Origin of the sequence: Staphylococcus canis (assembly GCF_016238445.1) — a bacterium.
Classification (GTDB): Bacteria; Bacillota; Bacilli; order Staphylococcales; family Staphylococcaceae; genus Staphylococcus; species Staphylococcus canis.
Window position 1 is genome coordinate 1 of the sequence record NZ_JABANU010000029.1, and the last position, 21,255, is coordinate 21,255.

General features: G+C 34.1%; 21 protein-coding genes. 19 read left to right on the plus strand and 2 right to left on the minus strand.

Annotation, left to right across the window (positions count from 1 at the left end):
• Window positions 1-271: 271 nt before the first annotated feature.
• Complete coding sequence (locus HHH54_RS09620; protein ID WP_232796314.1) at window positions 272-1,282, minus strand: LLM class flavin-dependent oxidoreductase; 1,011 nt, start codon at window positions 1,280-1,282, stop codon at window positions 272-274.
• 216 nt (window positions 1,283-1,498) lie between these two features.
• Here HHH54_RS09620 and HHH54_RS09625 point away from each other — a divergent pair, with 216 nt between their 5' ends.
• From HHH54_RS09625 to HHH54_RS09715, 19 genes are all read left to right on the plus strand, one after another.
• Complete coding sequence (locus HHH54_RS09625) at window positions 1,499-2,638, plus strand: cysteine desulfurase family protein (RefSeq protein WP_198618622.1); 1,140 nt, start codon at window positions 1,499-1,501, stop codon at window positions 2,636-2,638.
• A gap of 35 nt (window positions 2,639-2,673) precedes the next feature.
• Window positions 2,674-3,753, plus strand: a complete 1,080-nt coding sequence (gene mnmA / locus HHH54_RS09630; protein WP_232796316.1) for a tRNA 2-thiouridine(34) synthase MnmA — start codon at window positions 2,674-2,676, stop codon at window positions 3,751-3,753.
• Between the two features lie 29 nt (window positions 3,754-3,782).
• A complete protein-coding gene (locus HHH54_RS09635) occupies window positions 3,783-4,457 on the plus strand; it encodes a tetratricopeptide repeat protein (protein ID WP_198618641.1) in 675 nt (224 codons plus the stop codon).
• A gap of 5 nt (window positions 4,458-4,462) precedes the next feature.
• Window positions 4,463-6,850, plus strand: coding sequence for an SF1B family DNA helicase RecD2 (gene recD2 / locus HHH54_RS09640; protein ID WP_198618624.1), 2,388 nt, complete (start codon window positions 4,463-4,465; stop codon window positions 6,848-6,850).
• Window positions 6,851-7,095: 245 nt separating this feature from the next.
• Entirely contained in the window at window positions 7,096-9,726 is a 2,631-nt protein-coding gene (alaS, locus tag HHH54_RS09645; protein WP_198618625.1) for an alanine--tRNA ligase, read from the plus strand.
• A 106-nt stretch (window positions 9,727-9,832) separates the two neighbouring features.
• Window positions 9,833-10,105, plus strand: coding sequence for an IreB family regulatory phosphoprotein (locus HHH54_RS09650; protein ID WP_198618626.1), 273 nt, complete (start codon window positions 9,833-9,835; stop codon window positions 10,103-10,105).
• A complete protein-coding gene (gene ruvX, locus HHH54_RS09655) occupies window positions 10,098-10,526 on the plus strand; it encodes a Holliday junction resolvase RuvX (protein ID WP_198618627.1) in 429 nt (142 codons plus the stop codon). The genes HHH54_RS09650 and ruvX overlap by 8 nt, the downstream gene beginning before the upstream one ends.
• Window positions 10,527-10,535: 9 nt before the next feature.
• Complete coding sequence (locus HHH54_RS09660) at window positions 10,536-10,853, plus strand: DUF1292 domain-containing protein (protein WP_198618642.1); 318 nt, start codon at window positions 10,536-10,538, stop codon at window positions 10,851-10,853.
• Between the two features lie 310 nt (window positions 10,854-11,163).
• Entirely contained in the window at window positions 11,164-11,799 is a 636-nt protein-coding gene (locus HHH54_RS09665) for an O-methyltransferase (RefSeq protein ID WP_198618628.1), read from the plus strand.
• A gap of 1 nt (window position 11,800) precedes the next feature.
• Window positions 11,801-12,730 (plus strand): peptidase U32 family protein, encoded by a 930-nt coding sequence (locus HHH54_RS09670; RefSeq protein ID WP_198618629.1) that lies wholly within the window; start codon window positions 11,801-11,803, stop codon window positions 12,728-12,730.
• Window positions 12,731-12,748: 18 nt separating this feature from the next.
• Window positions 12,749-14,014: a peptidase U32 family protein gene (locus HHH54_RS09675; RefSeq protein WP_198618630.1), complete on the plus strand. Its 1,266-nt coding sequence runs from the start codon at window positions 12,749-12,751 to the stop codon at window positions 14,012-14,014.
• A 2-nt stretch (window positions 14,015-14,016) separates the two neighbouring features.
• A complete protein-coding gene (gene udk, locus HHH54_RS09680; RefSeq protein WP_198618631.1) occupies window positions 14,017-14,643 on the plus strand; it encodes a uridine kinase in 627 nt (208 codons plus the stop codon).
• Between the two features lie 20 nt (window positions 14,644-14,663).
• Window positions 14,664-15,140, plus strand: a complete 477-nt coding sequence (greA, locus tag HHH54_RS09685) for a transcription elongation factor GreA (protein ID WP_198618632.1) — start codon at window positions 14,664-14,666, stop codon at window positions 15,138-15,140.
• 221 nt (window positions 15,141-15,361) lie between these two features.
• A complete protein-coding gene (pxpB, locus tag HHH54_RS09690) occupies window positions 15,362-16,093 on the plus strand; it encodes a 5-oxoprolinase subunit PxpB (protein ID WP_198618633.1) in 732 nt (243 codons plus the stop codon).
• A complete protein-coding gene (locus tag HHH54_RS09695) occupies window positions 16,083-17,108 on the plus strand; it encodes a 5-oxoprolinase subunit C family protein (protein ID WP_198618634.1) in 1,026 nt (341 codons plus the stop codon). The genes pxpB and HHH54_RS09695 overlap by 11 nt, the downstream gene beginning before the upstream one ends.
• The gene (locus HHH54_RS09700; RefSeq protein WP_198618635.1) at window positions 17,099-17,545 is read left to right on the plus strand and encodes an acetyl-CoA carboxylase biotin carboxyl carrier protein; all 447 of its coding nucleotides are present in this window, start codon (window positions 17,099-17,101) and stop codon (window positions 17,543-17,545) included. The genes HHH54_RS09695 and HHH54_RS09700 overlap by 10 nt, the downstream gene beginning before the upstream one ends.
• Before the next feature lie 12 nt (window positions 17,546-17,557).
• The gene (locus tag HHH54_RS09705; protein ID WP_198618636.1) at window positions 17,558-18,922 is read left to right on the plus strand and encodes an acetyl-CoA carboxylase biotin carboxylase subunit; all 1,365 of its coding nucleotides are present in this window, start codon (window positions 17,558-17,560) and stop codon (window positions 18,920-18,922) included.
• The gene (gene pxpA / locus HHH54_RS09710) at window positions 18,915-19,676 is read left to right on the plus strand and encodes a 5-oxoprolinase subunit PxpA (protein WP_198618637.1); all 762 of its coding nucleotides are present in this window, start codon (window positions 18,915-18,917) and stop codon (window positions 19,674-19,676) included. Before HHH54_RS09705 ends, pxpA begins: the two co-directional genes overlap by 8 nt.
• Window positions 19,677-19,679: 3 nt before the next feature.
• A complete protein-coding gene (locus HHH54_RS09715; RefSeq protein WP_198618638.1) occupies window positions 19,680-20,918 on the plus strand; it encodes an NRAMP family divalent metal transporter in 1,239 nt (412 codons plus the stop codon).
• Between the two features lie 92 nt (window positions 20,919-21,010).
• Here HHH54_RS09715 and HHH54_RS09720 read toward each other — a convergent pair.
• On the minus strand, window positions 21,011-21,255 hold a 245-nt coding region (locus HHH54_RS09720), incomplete at its 5' end, for a transposase (protein ID WP_198618639.1).

Consider the following 21,255-nt stretch of genomic DNA (forward strand, 5'->3'; position numbering starts at 1 on the left):
GCCAGTAAAAACTAAAGATGTTATCCCTTTAATGTCCTTTAACCCTAAATAACCTGTTATTTTTAAATTTTCTCCTTCAATTCCAAAGCATTCTGTTATATCATAATTTATAGGCATAAATATCTCTTCTTAATTCGTTTGTTGGTACTTACAATTATAGAGATATTTGTGCCGTTTTTATATTAAAAACTAAAAAATAACGGCTAGTGAATATTTCACCAACCGTTAAAAGTATAGAGCCCATTTATAGAATGCTTTACCTTCTTTTTAATTAGTCTTGATTTAATTCTTCTAATAACTCTTTAAATTTTGTATAAGATTGGTGTTGTAACGCTTCGTCATAAATGTAACTTACTGCCATAATCTCATCAATTTCACCATAATGCTGAATAAATGATTTTATTTTTTCCTTAACTGTCGATTTGTCACCAACTAAAGATTGATCGACGCGTTGTTGTGCCATTCGAATGACACGGGGAGATAAAATTTGTTCAAGATCATCTACTGGTGGTTGCATTTTTTGCATACGTCCACTCATGATACTTGCGAAAACTTGAATTTGTGTTGTTGATAAATGCTGTGCGATTTCATTTGTGTCTGCTACGATGGTGTTCAAACAAACAATAATATAGGGTTCATCTAGATATTCAGAAGGTTCGAAAAGCTCTCGATAAATTGATAATGCCTCTTTCATTTGATCTGGAGCAAAATGGCCTGCAAATACATAAGGCAGACCTTCTCTAGCAGCAACATGTGCTGAGTCAGTGGATGAACCTAATATATATAATGGTATATTTGTCCCTACGGCTGGGATAGCTTTAACATAACCTTGTTTTGAATCGGGTCCAAAATAGTGTAATAACTGCTGTACTTCTTCTGGGAAACGATATACGCCATCATGTTGATCGCGTCTTAGTGCACTTGCTGTAGCCATATCTGTTCCAGGTGCTCTACCTAATCCTAAATCAATTCTATCACCGTATATTTTTTTTAGCGTTCCAAACTGTTCAGCAACAATTAAAGGGGCGTGATTCGGTAACATTATGCCTCCAGAGCCGATACGCATAGAGTTTGTATGTGCTAATGTATGTTGTATTAAAATAGACGTTGCTGAACTTACTAAATTGGGTGCATTATGATGTTCTGCTATCCATAATCGTTCATAATTTAACGTTTCAAGGTGTTGTGCAAGTTTAATATGTTGCTCAATTGCTTCTTTATCAGTTTGACCTTCACGAATAGGAATTAAATTCAGTGCAGAATATTTGATACGTGATACCAAAATATAACTCTCCTTTAAATTTTTTATTTGTATTTAACTACACTATACCATGTTATAAATATAAGTTTATAAGAAAAAGATTAATCAATTTTAAATTCAATACATAGAAATTAATGCAGCGTTTAGCGTTGATACGTCTAGAACACTGGACTAGAATTTTTGGATATGTAATGCTAAAATAGGAACATTGAATATGAGAAAGGACTGTCATTAAGTATGAGTGTATACGCAGACTACGCAGCAACAACACCTATAAAAACCGAAGTATTAGATGAAATGATGTCAATTTATAAAACGCATTTTGGGAATCCTTCGTCAATTCATTCGCAAGGTCGAGATGCAAGACGTTATTTAGATGAGTCTAGACGTACTGTGGCTAATTTCCTTAACGCTAAACCGAATGAAGTGATTTTTACAAGTGGTGCTACTGAATCAAATAATACTGCAATTAAAGGCATAGCATTTGCTAATCAAGATAAAGGAAAGCATTTAATTACCACAAAAATTGAACATCACTCTGTGTTACACGTTTTCGAGTATCTAGAAAAACAGGGGTTTGAAGTAACGTATTTAGATGTAAATGAAGAAGGGTTAATTGATTTAAAACAGTTAGAAAATAACTTACGAGATGATACTATTCTCGTTTCAATCATGCTTGTTAATAATGAAGTCGGTACCGTACAACATGTTTATGATATTCAAAGTTTAGTTCGAAAAACTAAAGCTTATTTTCATATGGATGCAGTGCAAGCCATTGGTCATTTGGATGTAGACGTTGTTGAATTTGATGTAGATGCATTGAGTTTAACGGCTCATAAATTCGGTGGACCTAAAGGTGTAGGTGCATTGTATGTGAAACAAGGTACTCAAATGCAGTTTTTACAACACGGAGGAGAACAAGAAAGTAAAAGACGAGCTGGAACTGAAAATATTGCGCAAATTGTTGGGCTAGCTAAGGCTTTAGAACTTGCAGATCATCATAGAGACCAGCATAATGTTCATCTTGCTGCTCTAAAAGAACAACTTATTGTTGGGCTACAAGAACGTTCAGTTCCATTTGAACTTAATGGGTCTATGGTCGATAGTACAAATCATATTATTAATTTATATTTTCCGTTTATAGACGTAGAAACATTTTTAACATTATTGGATTTAGCTGGTGTATACGTTTCTTCTGGTTCCGCATGTACAGCGGGTTCAACAATTCCATCTCATGTGTTAGCTGCGATGTTTGGTGAAGATGAACGTGTAACACGCTCAATTCGTATCAGTCTCAATGAGGCGATGACTTCAGAAGATATTAACTATATCATTATTGAAATTCAAAAAATTTATCAAAAATTTAAGGAGGACTAAGTGTGACAAATAATCAAACACGTGTTGTAGTTGGGATGTCTGGCGGTGTCGATAGTTCTGTAACTGCACACTTACTCAAAGAACAAGGTTATGATGTCATCGGTATTTTTATGAAAAACTGGGATGATACCGATGAAAATGGTGTATGTACAGCTACTGAAGATTACAATGATGTCATAGCTGTGTGTAATCAACTTGATATACCATACTATGCAGTTAATTTCGAAAAAGAATATTGGGATAAAGTATTTACTTATTTTTTAGATGAATATAAAAAGGGTCGCACGCCAAACCCAGATGTAATGTGTAATAAAGAAATTAAATTTAAAGCTTTTTTAGATCATGCACTTAAATTAGGGGCGGATTATGTTGCAACAGGTCACTATGCCCGAGTAAAGCGTGATGGTACGGGGCATGTAGAAATGTTACGTGGCGTTGATAATAATAAAGACCAAACTTACTTTTTAAATCAACTAACAGAAGAGCAATTAAAGCATGTTATGTTTCCAATAGGAGATATTGATAAAAAACGTGTAAGAGAAATTGCTGAGGAACAGAATCTTGCTACTGCCAAAAAGAAAGATTCAACAGGGATTTGCTTTATTGGTGAACGTAATTTTAAAACATTCTTATCACAATATTTGCCTGCTCAACCTGGTGAAATGCGTACTTTAAATGGGGAGAAAAAAGGTATGCATAGTGGGTTGATGTACTATACAATCGGTCAAAGACACGGTTTAGGTATCGGTGGCGATGGTGATCCTTGGTTTGTAGTAGGTAAAAATTTAGATAAAAATATACTTTATGTAGAACAAGGTTTTCATCACGACGCACTATACAGTGATTACCTTATTGCATCGGATGTTTCATTTGTAAACGATACTGACTTAAGTAAACCTTTAAAATGTACAGCTAAGTTCAGATATCGTCAAAAAGATACACCGGTTACGGTTACAAAAGAAAGTGATGATAGTATTCGTGTCACTTTTGAAGCGCCTGTACGAGCAATTACACCAGGTCAAGCAGTTGTCCTTTATGATGGTGACACTTGTTTAGGTGGTGCTACAATTGATGATGTCTTTAAAAATTCAGGGCAGTTAAGCTATGTAGTATAAAGCATTAATTATTAAATTAAGGTGATTAAATTATGAAACTTGAAGAAATTCATCAACTTATACAACAAGGACAATATGAAAAAGCATTACAAGCTTCATTTGATAATATAGAAGCTTATCCAAAAGAAATTGAAAACTATATTAATGCCGGAATTATACTAGCAGAAGCCAATGAGATAGAAAAATCTGAGCGTTTTTTTCAACGTGCAATAACTTTAGAACCAGAAAATGGTAGTGTTTATTATAATTTTGCAAATGTGTATTTTAACGAAAATCGTTTTCAAGACGCTATCAAATTGTATCAACTTGCCAAACAAAAAGGGTTCGATACAAAAGATACGAACTTTATGATTGGTTTGTCGTTCCTCCAATTGGATGCCAAAAAAGAAGCATTACCTTATCTCATGCGTGCTGCTGAAATTGATGAAGCATTTGAGGATATCGAATTACAGTTTCAATATGCACTAGTACTATGTGAACTTGAATTATTCGATCAAGCTATTCCTATTCTAAATAAGATTTTAGAAATCAATCCTCAACACGCTGATGCTCAATATAATTTGACGCTAGCAGTGTATATGAAAAATGAGGATATAGATGTTGCAATTAAAGGATTTGAACGAGCTATATTGATGGATGAAGATCATTTATTAAGTCAACATGCACTAAAAACTTTCAAAGCGATTCGTGATGAGGAGGGCTAACAAAAATGGAAAACCCAACATTATTAGATAGTATTTATATTAAAGGTACTGTTGAAATGATTCTCTTTCAAAACAGTGATAATTTCTATACCGTCTTAAAAGTAGATGTCATAGAATCTAATGGTGATTTTCAGGATATGGCAACTGTAGTTGGGTTTTTTCCAAATATTATTGAGGATGAGGTATATGTATTTAACGGTCATATTGTTAATCATCCGAAATATGGACAGCAATTAAAAGCTGAGCGCTTCCAAAAAGAACTGCCTCAAACGAAAGACGCAGTGATTTCATATTTATCAAGTGATTTATTTAAAGGGATTGGTAAAAAAACGGCTGAATCTATTGTTAATGCTATTGGTGAAGATGTGATTTCAAAAGTACTTAATGATGATTCAGTCTTATCTCAAGTCCCTAAGTTATCTAAGGCCAAACAAAAAAAGATTGCTGAACAAATTATCCAAAATCAAGAAAGTGAATATATTATGATTCGACTTAATGAGCTTGGCTTTGGGGCTAAACTTTCAATGGATATTTATCAGTTTTATAAGGCAGATACTGTTCGGGTGGTGGAAGAAAACCCTTATCAATTAGTTTTTGACATACGTGGTGTTGGATTTCGAAAAGCTGATCAGTTAGCATTACAACTGGGTATTGAACCAACTGAACGTAATCGTTTAAAGGCTGGTATTTTATATGTAGTTGAAGAAATATGTATAAAACAAGGCCATACTTATCTACCGGTAATGACATTAGTTGATGAAGCGGAAAAGCTCTTAAGCAAAAACCAAGACATAGCTATTGATAAAACGCTAATCCGTGAAACAATAGACTATCTAGATGAAGAGCAAAAACTTATAGTCGTTGATGAAGATGTATCTTTGCCAAGCTTATATTATTCTGAACTTAAGAGCACTCAAAATTTATATAAGATACATACACGTACTGATACGCTTTCTCAATTTGATGAATCTGATATTCAGCTTCAAATTGGGCAAATAGAAGAGGAATACAATGTAAGTTATGCTCCTTCTCAAAAAGAAGCATTAGAATATGCGATCAAACATAAAGTGATGTTACTAACAGGAGGTCCTGGTACCGGAAAGACAACGGTGATTAAAGGAATTGTTCACCTTTACGCAGCGTTACACGGTCTTTCTTTAGATTATGGAGACTATGAAGAGGACGATTTTCCTATTGTTTTAGGAGCTCCGACTGGAAGAGCATCAAAACGATTATATGAATCTACCGGACTAGAAGCGACAACTATTCATCGATTGATAGGATGGAATCAGGAAACAAAGCCGGATGATATTTTGGATTATGAAATTAATGCTAAGTTAATTATCATCGACGAGATGTCAATGGTTGATACGTGGTTATTCCATCAATTTTTAAATGCGGTACCTACAGATGCTCAGGTGATTTTAGTTGGAGATGAAGATCAATTACCATCAGTGGGTCCAGGTCAAGTATTTAAAGATTTAATAGATACAAATGTTTTACCAAGAGTAAATTTAACAGAAGTGTTTCGTCAACAGGAAGGTTCAAGTATTATTGAGCTCGCACATCATATGAAATCAGGAATGCAAGTGGATATTACTAAGCGTTATCATGATCGTACGTTTATACCGTGTCATGCTGAGCAAATTCCTGATGTCGTGGATAAAGTTGTGAAAAATGCCGTTCAAAAAGGATATACAATGTCGGATATTCAAGTATTAGCACCAATGTATAGAGGGAATGCAGGGATAAAACGACTTAATGAAGTCTTACAAGATATTTTAAACCCTAAAAAAGATGATTCGCATCGTGAAATCACATTTGGTGATATTGTATTTCGTAAAGGAGACAAAGTACTACAACTTGTAAACAGACCTAACGATAATATATTCAATGGCGATATTGGTGAAGTTGTTGGTATCTTTTGGGCTAAAGAAAATGAACTTAATAAAGATGTGATAATTGTAGACTTTGAAGGTAATGAAATCACGTTTTTGAAATCAGATTTAATGGAGTTAACCCATGCTTATTGTACTTCGATACATAAGGCACAAGGGTCAGAATTTCCGATTGTCATCATGCCTATTGTGAAGCAATATTTTAGAATGCTTCAAAAACCTATTTTATATACGGGTTTGACACGTGCTAAGCAGTCACTTGTGTTCTTAGGAGAAGTTGAAGCATTTAATATTGGATTGTCCACAGAAGGTCAAATACGGTTAACGCATTTAGCTTCCTATTTATTACAATATTTTAAAGGTGAGAAAGAAACCGTCGATGATGATCTTGATAGCCATATTGAACTGACAGAAGACACTATTTATGATATCGATCCAATGATTAATATGGAGAAAGTCACGCCTTATGACTTTTTAGAAATTGACAAAGCCTAACCGCTTTTTTATAATTTAAGTTAAGTTAAACATATAGATGAGTAAATTAATCCTCAACTTCACAGAGACGTACAGATTGGTGAGAAAGTACGAGTTGACTAATTGAACGCTACTATGTGTGCGTATGAATATGTAATGAGTGATGGTTGATTTGACCATAACTAGGGTGGTACCGCGAAGCATTCGTCCCTTTTAAAGGATGAGTGTTTTTTTATTTATTGACTTGTATAAAGGAGCTGTTGTAAATGAAACGCTTAAAAGCGAGTGAAATAAGACAAATGTATATCGACTTTTTTAAAGAAAAAGATCACATGGTAGAGCCATCTGCCCCTTTAGTCCCAATTGATGATGATTCCTTACTTTGGATAAACTCAGGTGTAGCAACGTTAAAAAAGTATTTTGATGGGCGTGAAATTCCGAAAAAGCCTAGAATTGTAAATGCACAAAAATCAATTCGTACGAATGATATTGAAAACGTTGGTTTTACTGCACGTCACCATACATTTTTTGAAATGCTTGGGAATTTTTCAATAGGTGATTACTTTAAACCAGAAGCTATTAAATATGCATGGGAATTTTTAACAAGTGAACGTTGGTTAGCTATTGAGCCTGAAAAATTATATGTGACAATTCATCCTGAAGATACTGAAGCTTATAAAATATGGCAAGAAACGATTGGATTGTCAGAGGAGCGCATTATAAGAATAGAGGGGAACTTCTGGGATATTGGTGAAGGACCATCTGGACCTAATACAGAAATATTTTATGATCGAGGTCCTGAATATGGTGCAAATGACCCAGAAGAAGAAATGTATCCTGGCGGGGAAAATGAACGATATTTAGAAATCTGGAACCTTGTATTTAGTGAGTTCAATCATAATAAAGACCATACGTATACACCATTACCAAGCCAAAACATTGATACGGGTATGGGTCTCGAACGTGTTGCATCTATTTCACAAGACGTTAAAACGAATTATGAAACGGACCTTTTCATCCCAATTATGGAAGAAGTTGAAAAGGTTTCGGGTCAAAAGTATTTACAAAATCCTGATTCAGATGTAGCGTTCAAAGTAATTGCAGATCATATTAGAACGATTTCATTTGCAATATCAGACGGTGCTTTACCAGCGAATGAAGGGCGAGGATATGTATTACGCCGCTTATTAAGACGTGCGGTTAGATTTAGCCAGAGTTTAAATATAAATGAGCCTTTCATGTACAAACTTGTTGCAACGGTAGCAGCTATAATGGAACCATACTATCCTAACGTGAAAGAAAAACAAGAATTCATATCTCGTGTCATTAAATCAGAAGAAGAAAGATTCCATGAAACGCTGGAAGAAGGTCTTTCAATTCTCAATACGATGATGTCTGAAGCTAAAGCGAATTCTACAATAATTTCAGGAGCAGATGCATTCAAATTATATGATACTTATGGTTTTCCGATTGAATTAACTGAAGAGATTGCTGAAAAAGAAGGCTTATCTATAGATATGGATGCATTTAAAACGCATATGCAAGCGCAACGAGATAGAGCAAGACAAGCACGTCAAAATAGTCAATCTATGCAAGTACAAAATGAAGTGCTTAAAAATATCAAAACTCAAAGCGAGTTTGTAGGATATGAAGTACTTCAAACAGAAGCTGAAATTGCAGATATTTTATTAGATGGTGAACGTGTAGATAGTGTCGATAACGATCAAACAATCTATTTTATTTTAAATAAAACACCATTTTATGCTGTAAGTGGTGGACAAGTTGCTGACAAAGGAACATTTTCAAGTGAATCATTTGAAATTGAAGTGACTGAGGTAGTTAAAGCACCAAATGGTCAACATTTGCATAAAGGTCATGTTACGTTTGGGACAGTTCATAGTCAGGACAAAGGGGTTGCACAAGTAAATAGTGATGAACGCGAAGCAATCAAAAAGAATCACAGTGCCACTCACTTACTACATGCAGCATTAAAAGAAGTTTTAGGTGATCATGTTAACCAAGCTGGATCGTTAGTAGAAGCTAAAAGACTTAGATTTGACTTCTCACATATCGCACCAATGTCTCAAGAAGAAATTGAACAAGTAGAACATAAAGTAAATGAAGAAATTTGGAAAAATATTCATGTTCAAATTCATGAAATGCCGATTGATGAAGCTAAGTCTTTAGGTGCAATGGCTCTATTTGGAGAGAAATATGGTGATATTGTACGTGTGGTAGATATGAGACCATTCTCAATTGAATTATGTGGTGGTACGCATGTAGTCAATACGTCAGAAATTGGTCTTTTCAAAATAGTTAGTGAGACAGGTACAGGAGCTGGTGTTAGACGAATTGAAGCGGTAACAGGACAAGAAGCATTTATGTATTTAGAGGGTTATTTAGAAAGATTTAATCAATTAAAACATCAAGTAAAAGCTAAAGATGACGATCAAGTGATTGAAAAAGTAGTCCAATTACAAGATAATGAAAAATCACTACAACAACAACTTGATGAGAAGAATAAAGTGATTAACCAATTACAAATGGGAGATATAAAAGATCAAGTCACAATGATTAATGACTTACCTGTATTAGTTTCAGAAGTTGAAGTAGATAATCCGAAAGCTTTACGTTCAACAATGGATGATTTTAAATCTCAATTACAAGATACAATCATTATTTTAGCAAGTCGTCATGGTAATAAAGTATCATTAATCGCAACGGTACCAAAAGCTTATACCGATAAAATAAAAGCTGGTGACATTATTAAAAATTTAGCACCTCAAGTTGGTGGTAAAGGTGGAGGCCGTCCTGACATGGCACAAGGTGGCGGTACAGAACCTGAAAAGATAACAGAGGCATTACAATTTATTAAAAATTACATTAAGTCAATCTAATCCTAACCATTATTTTGTACAATAGGGATGTATGGACATGTTTAATTAAAGAGAAAAATAAACTCCAAGTCGTTTAATAAATTATGTGTTAAGGAGTGTTGTATCTATGTCAAAGTTTGATAAAACGATGAAATTCAACTCAGAAGAAGTAACTAAAGAAAATGTCGAATCAGTGTTAAATAACGTTTATAGTACACTTAATGAGCGTGGTTACAATGCTGAAAATCAAATTGTAGGCTATTTGTTGTCAGGTGATCCTGCTTATATACCACGCCATAATGAAGCCAGAAATCAAATTAGACACATCGATCGTGATGAAATAATGAAAGAACTTGTGATGTTTTATCTTAAACATCATAACTCAAAATCAGATGCTTAAGCATAAAATACTTGGTTTAGATGTTGGTAGTAAAACAGTAGGTATAGCGATTAGCGATTTGATGGGATGGACGGCTCAAGGGTTAGATACACTCCATATCAATGAGGCAGAAAATCAACTTGGAATAGAACAATTAAAGCAAATTATTCTTCAAGAAAATGTTGGTACTATTGTAATTGGATTACCCAAAAACATGAATAATTCAATAGGATTTAGAGGGGAAGCCTCTTTAAAGTATAAAGATGCGATTAAAGAAGCGCTTCCTGACATTGATGTAGTTATGTGGGATGAGCGTTTAAGCACGATGGCAGCGGAGAAATCTTTGTTAGAAGCGGATGTGTCAAGAGCGAAACGTCGAAAAGTAATAGATAAAATGGCTGCTGTGTTTATTTTGCAAGGTTATTTAGATTCATTAGGTTAAGGAGGATGCATTGTGTCAAAAAATAAAGATACAAATTTAGAATTTAATCATGAAGAAGAATTATTATCCCTTTATGATGAAAATGGGAACGAAGTACTCTATCGTAAAATGTTAGAATTTTATCATCCAGGGTTTGAAAAAGAGTATGTTATTTTAGCTGAGGAAGGCGCACAATCAGATGAAGATGATTTAATTGAATTAATCCCAATGATTAATGAGCCGGATGAATCAGGTGAAGGTGGTAAGTTTTTACCTGTTGAAACAGAAGAAGAATGGGATATGATTGAGGAGATTGTCAATACTAATATGGATGATCCTGAAGCGTAATTTGAAGTAATGTCAGTCATATACAAAAATACACGAGTACAAATCATTTACTATTGAGTGAGCATTGATTTGTACTCGTGTTTGTGGTTATACAAAAATATTAGTTTTTCGCATTAACATGGTGTTTCTTTTGTGATAAAATATGTAAAAGTTGTGTTAAACATCATGGAATACAAAATATCGAATAAAACTGATACGACTTATATTTGTGTAAGACAAATCAAAGTATGAGTTGAGATAATTAAGGCATTACATTAAATCAGTCAAAAGACTGGTTTATTTTTTGATTAAAGTATAAGGAAGTTAAATCATGGACGATAAAAATACACGTTATTTTTTAAGTTTAAGTCATAATATAAATCAAATAGATGAGCTTAGAACCTACGCAGAACAACATAGTGTACCGATAATTGATGCGTTATCTTTAAGTTTAATTCAACAAATTATTCGCATACATCAACCTAAGAACATTTTGGAGATAGGCAGTGCTATAGGATTTAGTAGTATGCAATTTGCATCAGTTAATCCGAATATCAAAATAACGACGATTGAAAGAGATCCTGATATGATTGAACAGGCAAAAAAGAATATTGAGGCGTATGGTTTTCAAAATCAAATTCGTTTGATTGAAAACGACGCGCTACAAGCATTTGAAGATGTAAATGATACGATTTATGATATGATTTTCATTGATGCTGCAAAAGCGCAATCACAACGTTTTTTTGAAATGTATGACCCTCTTTTACGTAAGGGAGGATTAATCATTACTGACAATATACTCTACCATGGTTTTGTTTCTGATATTGATGTGGTAAGAAGTAGAAACGTTAAGCAAATGGTCAAAAAAATTCAAAGATTTAATACTTGGTTGAGTCAAAATCAAGATTATAATACAAACTTTATAAATATGGACGATGGACTAGCCATCTCAATGAAGGAGCGTTAAAATGACGGAATTAGTAGTCACACCGAAATCATTAAGTCATATTGAAACTTTAATTGAAAAAGGTGCAGATGCTTTTATTATAGGAGAAGAAAAATTTGGTTTACGTCTTGCTGGTGAGTTTAAAAAAGATGACATGATTAAAGCTGTAGAAATCATTCATAATGCAGGTAAAAAAGTATATGCAGCAGTGAATGGTATTTTTCATAATTATCATATTCCAGCAGTTGAGGCATATATTAAGTTTTTACACGATATTCGTGTGGATCGTATTATATTTGGTGATCCTGCGGTCGTTATGATTGTAAAAGAACAAGATAATCCGATTCCGCTTCACTGGAATGCCGAAACACTTGTTACAAATCACTTCCAATGTAATTATTGGGGAAAAAGGGGTGCAACACGTGCAATTTTGGCACGAGAATTAAGTTTAGAGGAAATTCTTAATATTAAGGCAAATAGTGATGTTGAAATTGAAGTACAAGTTCATGGCATGACATGTATGTTCCAATCTAAGAGAATGTTACTTGGAAATTATTACACATTCCAAGAAAGACAAATGAAAATACAACGTCAGAATTTGGACGAAGATACGCAGTTACTTCTTTATGACGAAGAGCGTGGTAATAAGTACCCAGTTTACGAAGATTATAATGGTACACATATTATGTCGCCAAATGATATCTGTCTCATTGAAGAATTAGAACCATTATTTGAAGCTGGAATTGATAGCTTTAAAATTGATGGATTATTGCATACTGAAGAATATATAAATGTAGTTACTGAACAATATAGAGAAGCGATAGATCTCTATGAAGAAGACCCTGAAACTTATGAAGATGAGAAGTTTATGCTAGTGGATCCGATAGAAGCCATTCAACCTGATCACCGACCGTTTGACGAAGGATTCCTATTTAAACAAACAGTGTACTAAATAGAAGGAGAGATAATAATGAAGGTATTAGAGGATGTACAATCACAACCTAAACCTAAAATTAAAAAGCCTGAATTACTCGCCCCTGCAGGTAATCTTGAGAAACTTAAAATTGCAGTACATTATGGTGCAGATGCTGTATTTCTTGGGGGGCAAGAATACGGTTTACGCTCAAATGCAGATAATTTTACAATTGATGAAATCCGTGAAGGTGTTGCGTTTGCGAACCAATATGGCGCTAAAGTTTATGTTACAACAAATATCATTGCGCACGATGAAAATATTGAAGGATTAGACGAATACTTAAAAGCATTAGAATCAACAGGAGCAACAGGTATTATAGTTGCAGACCCACTCATTATTGAAACATGTAAACGTGTAGCACCTCGTTTAGAAATTCATTTATCAACGCAACAATCATTAAGCAATTACAAGGCAGTAGAATACTGGAAAAGTGAAGGACTTGATCGAGTTGTACTTGCACGAGAAACTGGCGCAATGGAAATGAAAGAAATTAAAGATAAAGTAGATATTGAAATTGAAGCATTCATTCATGGTGCAATGTGTATTGCTTATTCAGGACGTTGTACATTAAGTAATCATATGACGGCAAGAGATTCTAATAGAGGTGGATGTTGTCAAAGTTGTCGTTGGGATTATGATTTGTTAACCGTAGATAATGATGGTGAATTAGATGTCTACTATAAAGATGATAACGCTACACCTTTTGCTATGAGTCCACGTGACCTTAAACTCATTGAATCGATTCCAAATATGATGGATCTTGGAATCGATTCGTTAAAAATTGAAGGTCGAATGAAATCAATACATTATATTGCTACCGTAGTATCTGTATATCGTAAAGTAATAGATGCCTATGCAGCTGATCCTGAAAACTTTAAAATTAAAACAGAATGGTTATATGAACTCGATAAATGTGCCAACCGTGATACAGCACCTGCCTTCTTTAAAGGAACACCTGGTTATGAAGAACAGATGTTTGGCAATGAATCATCAAAAAAAGCACCATTTGATTTTATTGGATTAGTATTGGATTATGACGAATCATCTAAAATCGCAACAATTCAACAACGTAATCACTTTAGACCAGGTGATGAAATCGAATTTTTTGGACCTGAAATAAGTACGTTTAAACAAGTTGTAGATGCTATCTATGATGAAGAAGGAAACAGCCTAGATGCAGCTCGCCATCCTTTACAAATTGTTCAAATTAAAGTTGATCATCCTATTTATAAGAACAACATGATGAGAAAGGAAGTTTAATTGTGAGTTCAACAACAATCATAGGTATTGCAGGTGGGTCTGGATCTGGAAAAACCTCAGTCACTCAAGCAATTATGGAGCAATTAAAAGGTCATAGTGTCGCATTAATTGAGCAAGACTATTACTATAAAGATCAATCTCACTTAACGTTTGAAGAAAGATTAGAAACGAATTATGACCACCCTTTTGCTTTCGATAATGACTTATTAATTAGTAATTTAAAAGACTTACAAAATGGTCATAAAGTTGAAGTACCGACGTATGATTATACGAAACATACACGTAGTGATAAAACCATTGCATTTGACCCTAAAGATGTTATTATCGTAGAAGGCATATTCGCGCTCGAGAATGAAGCGCTTCGAAATATGATGGATGTAAAAATATTTGTTGATACAGATGCAGATTTACGCATTCTTAGACGTTTATTAAGAGACACAAAAGAACGTGGTAGAACAATGGAATCTGTCATAGATCAGTACTTGAATGTTGTAAGACCGATGCACAATCAATTTATTGAGCCTACCAAAAAATTTGCGGATATTATTATTCCTGAAGGTGGTAGTAATAAAGTTGCTATCGATATTATGACAACAAAAATTCAAGCACTCGTAAAAAAACAAAATTAATTAAAGGAAGATGTGTAATTATGGAAAATCAAAAACAATACCCAATGACACAAGAAGGTTATGACAAGCTTGAAAAGGAATTAGAAGAGTTAAAAACAGTTAAACGCCCAGAAGTTGTTGAAAAAATTAAAGTAGCACGTAGTTTTGGAGATTTATCCGAGAACTCTGAATATGACGCAGCGAAAGATGAACAAGGATTTATCGAACAAGATATTCAACGTATTGAAACAATGTTGCGTCATGCGTTAATCATTGAAGACACTGATGATAATGACATTGTTCAAATTGGTAAAACAGTGACGTTTGTTGAATTACCTGGTGACGAAGAAGAAAGTTACCAAATTGTAGGTTCAGCTGAATCAGATGCATTCAATGGTAAAATTTCTAACGAATCACCAATTGCAAAAGCTTTGATTGGTAAAAAACTTAACGATGAAGTTCGTGTACCGCTTCCAAATGGTGCCGAAATGGATGTTAAAATTGTTAAAATTTCATAATTAAAATAATATAACTCAGAGATTAGGTGAGCATAACAATTGATTTAAGACAAAGTAGTCTGATTTTCAGATCTGTTGTTTATGTGATAACTTAATCTCTTTTTTAATTCTAAGCTACAAAAATGATTTTTTGTGATTTAAATCGGTAAAGTAGAATTGTAAGGAAGCGCGTTTGATGATAAAATATATTTTTGTAAGGGTTTTCTGAAAGGGGGATGACAATGCATTCTAGACAGATTAGCGAACAATCTTTTATGATTTATTTTGAGGCAAACATCAATGAAGAAATATTTGAAGAAGTCTATGCAGTTGTTGATTATATAAAATCATTAAATCATCCTTTAATTAAAGAAATTGTCCCATCATATCGAGCTATTTTAGTATATTTTGATGGGAATTCTATTAATTATGAGGATTTAGTTGAAGACATTAATTTAAATTCTTTTCAACACGATCAACATGAAAACAATTCAAAACGTCGTATCGTTAATATTCCTGTACTTTATGGTGGTAAATGGGGACCAGATATTGAAATTGTTGCTGAGCATAACAATTTAAGTATTGAAGAAGTGATACGCTATCATACGGAAAGTTATTATCTTGTATATATGATTGGGTTTATGCCTGGTTTCCCATTTCTAGGAGGTCTGGATGAGCATATTCATACACCACGTAAAGCAGAACCGCGCATAAGCATCAAAGCCGGTTCAGTAGGTATTGCGAATAATCAAACGGGATTATATCCTGCAGACTCGCCAGGTGGATGGCAAATTATTGGTCGAACGCCTATAGATGTATTTGATTTAAATCGTGATCCGAAAATCTTATATAGACCTGGAGATAAAATAAAATTTTATCCTATCAGCGAAGAAAAGTTTTTACATATTCAAAGATATGTTGAAAAAGGCTTAATAGATTATGACGAGTGGGTGATGATTGACAATGACCATTAAAATTATAAAACCTGGTTTATTTACAACGATTCAAGATGAAGGAAGATATGGACATCAATCAGAAGGCTTTTCTCCTGCTGGTGTCATGGATAGGCCAAGTTATGAAATTTTAAATACTTTATTAAATACAAAGAGTCAACCGGCACTTGAAATTACAATGATTGGACCTAAAATTAAATTCCTTTCTCATAATTTATTTGCGATTGCTGGGGCGCCGTTTTCAGCCACATTAAATGGGGAAAATATTCCACATCAAACGGTAATCAAAGCTGAAAAAGGTGATGTTCTTGATTTAGGAACAGCTACTAAAGGTATGAGGGCATATGTTGGTTTCGCAGAACCTTTGGATATCCCTGCAATAGAAGGAAGCTATTCGACCCATACAAGAACAAGAGTTGGTGGTTATAAAGGGCGTGTTCTAAAGGAAAAGGACATCATTCATACAAAAGCAAGTCATATTGATTACAGTCTCATTGGTCGAACTTCAGACTTTATGAGCTTTACTTCATCTAGTGATCTTCCAATTGCAATTATGGATGGTCCGCAACTAGAATCTTTTTCAAGACGAACAATTAAGGAAATTGAACATATTGAATTCAAAGTTTCTGAAAGTTCAGATCGCATGGGTTATCGCTTAAAAGGTGAATCCATTAAACCTATAGAATCAGCCGACATTATTTCTGAACCTGTTGCATTAGGAAGTATTCAAGTTCCTAATGATGGAAATCCGATTATATTACTCAACGATCGCCAAACTGTAGGGGGATATACTAAAATCGCTACAGTTATTGATAGTGATATAGTTGATATTGCGCAACGAAGACCAGGTGAAACTGTTAAATTTGAGTGGGTAACTTTTAATGAAGCTAATGAAATTCTTTCTAGAAAGGCACGTAAATTAGAGGATGCAAAGTATCAAATTACAAATAAACCTAAACGCATTTTAAATGATTTACGACCGACTCAACGCAAAATAAAAAGTGTATTAAAAGGAGATATTAAGCCATGGATTTAAAACAAATTGAACAAACATTAAATTTATTAAAAAGCTACGGTGCAAAACACTTCAGATATAGCGATGAAGACATGGAATTAGAGTTAGATTTACCATTATCTCAAGCTCAAGGACACACACAAGAAGTTAATGTACCAACTGTAAATACGAATCAACCCACTCCACAGGCTGAAGCCTCTAATGAAGAAGCTGAAGATACATCTAAAGAAGTTCGTTCTCAAATGATTGGGACATTCTATTTACAAGATGAAAAAGAACTTACAAAGCCAGTCGTTAAAGTTGGAGATAAAATTAGCGAAGGCGATATTATCGGCTACGTAGAAGCAATGAAAGTAATGAACGAAGTTAAATCAGATGAATCTGGTGAAATTACAGAAATTCTTGTTGATCATGGTGAAAATATTGAACATAATCAAGTAATCTTAAAATTAAAATAAGGGGGGGATATTATGTATCGTGTTTTAATTGCCAATAGGGGCGAGATTGCTGTTCGAATTATTCGTGCATTAAGAGAAATGAATATGGAATCTGTAGCAGTATATGCTGTTGGTGATGAAGATAGTCTTCACGTGAAATTAGCAGATTATGCAGTATGTATAGGTAACGCCAATCCTTTAGATAGTTACTTAAATATTCGAAATATCTTATCTGCAGCAGAAATCACAAATGCAAATGCAGTTCATCCAGGATATGGATTCTTATCAGAAAGTCCAGTATTTGCTGAAAAAGTTGAAAATGAAGGACTTTATTTTATTGGACCTACTAAAGAAACAATGGAATTAATGGGTGATAAAATTACTGCGCGTCAAACAGTTGATAAAGCAGGTGTACCGATTATACCGGGTTCTAAATCTTCAGTTGAGTCAGTAGAAGAAGTAAAAGCATTAGCTGAAGAAATTGGTTATCCACTTGTACTAAAAGCAGCAAGTGGTGGTGGCGGTAAAGGGATTCGAATCGTTAAAGAAGAGAGTCAACTTGCACAATCTTTTAAAGAAGCTAAAAGTGAAGGAAACAAGTATTTTAATGATGATCGTATATATGTTGAAGCGTTTATACCTATAGCAAAACATGTTGAGGTTCAAGTACTTGGCGACGGCTCTACTAATTTTATTCATTTAGGAGAACGTGATTGTTCCGTACAACGTAAAAACCAAAAACTAATTGAGGAGTCACCATGTAGTGCATTAACTCCAGAAAAACGTGAAAGAATTTGTAACGACGCTGTTAAAGTTGCAAAAGCTTCTAACTATCGAAGTGCAGGAACAATTGAATTTCTAGTAACTGAGGATGCTTATTACTTTATTGAAATGAATGCACGTATTCAAGTTGAACATACAGTTACTGAAATGCGTACAAATATTGATTTAGTACGTCAACAACTCTTAATCATGCAAAATGATGAATTGAAATTAAAACAATCTGATATTCCTTTTGAAGGTCATGTTATTGAAGCACGTATTAACGCAGAGAACCCAGAAGCGGCGTTTCGACCTACGCCTGGTACTGTAGAGAGATTACATTTACCACAAGGTTTTAATGTTCGTGTTGACTCTTTGTTATATAGTGGGTATACTGTTTCATCATATTATGATTCTTTAGTTGCAAAAGTGATTGTTAAAGGTGAAAACCGTAGTCATGCGATTAATAAATTAAAAGTAACATTAGATGAAATGGTAATCGATGGTTTTACAACTACAGCAGATTTCTTATATGCTGTGTTATCGTATCCACCTTATTATGAGGGTGATGCAAGAGATGTAGATATTAAATTCTTAGAGCGCCACGATATCATAAAGGAGGTTAATCATGACTAAAGTTGATTTAAATTGCGATTTAGGTGAAAGTTTTGGAAATTATCAAATTGGAAATGATTCATCAATTATTCCATTAATTACGTCTGCAAATGTTGCGTGTGGCTTTCATGCAGGAGATCCTGATGTAATGGCTAAAACTGTGAAGTTAGCTAAAGCACATCAGGTTGGAATAGGTGCACATCCAGGATTTAATGATTTACAAGGTTTCGGTCGTCGTAATCTAGATATGTCACCTGAAGAGATTTATAATATGGTTATTTATCAAATTGGTGCTTTGAAATCGTTTTGCGATGTTGAAAATGTTCCATTAAATCATGTCAAACCACATGGAGCTTTATACCAAATGGGAGCACGTAATCCAGAAATCGCAAGAGTCATTGCACAAGCAGTTTATGACGTTGATCCAAATATTCATTTCGTCGGACTATCAAATTCAATACTTATTGATGAAGCTAAAAAAGTCGGTTTAAAAACCGCTTCAGAAGTATTCGCTGATCGCCGCTACGAAAATGATGGTCAACTCGTAAGTCGAAAAAAAGACGGTGCAGTTATTGAAGATACTGACGAAGCGCTTAAGCAGGTAGTACGAATGGTAACAGAGGGGAAAGTTACAGCGATTACAGGAGAAGATGTAGACATCTCAGCTGACACGATTTGTGTACATGGTGACGGTGCACATGCTCTAGAATTTGTGGAGCAGATTCGTAAAAAGTTATCGGAGGTTAACATTGACATTGTCAAACTAGGGGGTTAGTTCATGGGTAAGAACGAAAACAAGTTAGAAAATCCAGGAGAATTCAAGTTCACAAAGGCGCACAGACGGTTGTTGATGGGGTCAGTATTCTTGATGGCAACATCTGCAATTGGTCCAGCGTTTTTAACACAAACAGCAGTCTTCACTGAGCAATTTTTATCAAGTTTTGCATTTGCTATTTTACTTTCTATCATTATTGATATTGGGGCACAAATTAATATTTGGCGTGTACTTGTTGTAACAGGAAAACGAGGCCAAGAAATCGCAAATGATGTTTTAAAAGGTTTAGGAACGTTTATTTCTATTCTTATTGCAATTGGTGGATTAGCTTTTAACATTGGGAATATCGCAGGTGCAGGACTAGGTTTGAATGCTATTTTTGGATTAGATGTAAGATTTGGCGCTGCGATTACAGCAGTGATAGCTATTTTAGTATTTATATCTAAAAATGGACAAAAAGTGATGGACTTTGTCACTATGATTCTAGGTGTTATCATGATTGGTGTTGTAGCATTTGTAATGGTGCAAGCAAACCCACCTTATGCTGATGCTGCAAAACATATGATTTTACCTGAAAATCCTGCATCACTAGTATTACCTATCATTACACTTGTAGGAGGAACAGTAGGTGGCTATATCACATTTGCTGGGGCTCACCGAATTTTAGATGCTGATATTAAAGGTAAAGATTATTTACCATTTGTAAACCGTTCAGCGATAACAGGAATACTAACAACTGGTGTAATGCGTGGACTTTTATTCTTAGCTGTATTAGGTGTAGTTGTAACAGGTGTTTCATTAGACCCTGAAAACCCACCAGCTTCTGTATTTGAGCATGCGATTGGTCCATTAGGTGGTAATATTTTCGGTATCGTTTTATTTGCAGCAGCCATGTCATCAGTAATTGGTTCAGCTTATACAAGTACAACTTTTATTAAAACTTTACACCATAAGTTAAATCGTTTTGATAATTATGTTGTCATTGCATTCATAGTTATTTCAACATTGATTTTCTTATTTATTGGTAAACCAATTAAATTATTAATTGTAGCTGGTGCATTAAATGGTTTAATATTACCAATAACATTAGGTACGATTCTTATTGCTTCAAAGAACAAGCGTATTGTTGGAGATTATAAACATCCGACTTGGATGCTCATTTTTGGAATTATAGCTGTGGCTGTAACGTTATTTACAGGATACTTATCATTCCAAGGTTTAGCAGATTTATGGAATCAGTAAGCAAGAGAGCTTTAATTAAATACATTTAATTTTTAACGGCTAGTGACTTAATTGGGCTCTTTGTCAACGTCGGTTGGTGAAGACAAAACGTACTAAGTTGCTATTTTTAGTGACTTGGTACGTTTTTTATGTTCACTTACAAACATCCTTGAAATAACTAATATTCTATTTCTGAAGTTATAAAAATTTCTATAACCGTAAGACACACGTTTAATAAGTTTAATTTTATTGTTAATACCTTCAATTGGTCCATTTGTTAAATGGGGGTATTTTACTGTATTCGTGATGTAAGGTAAGTATTTAATAAGTGTTTGAATAACACGTTTAAGTCCCTTGA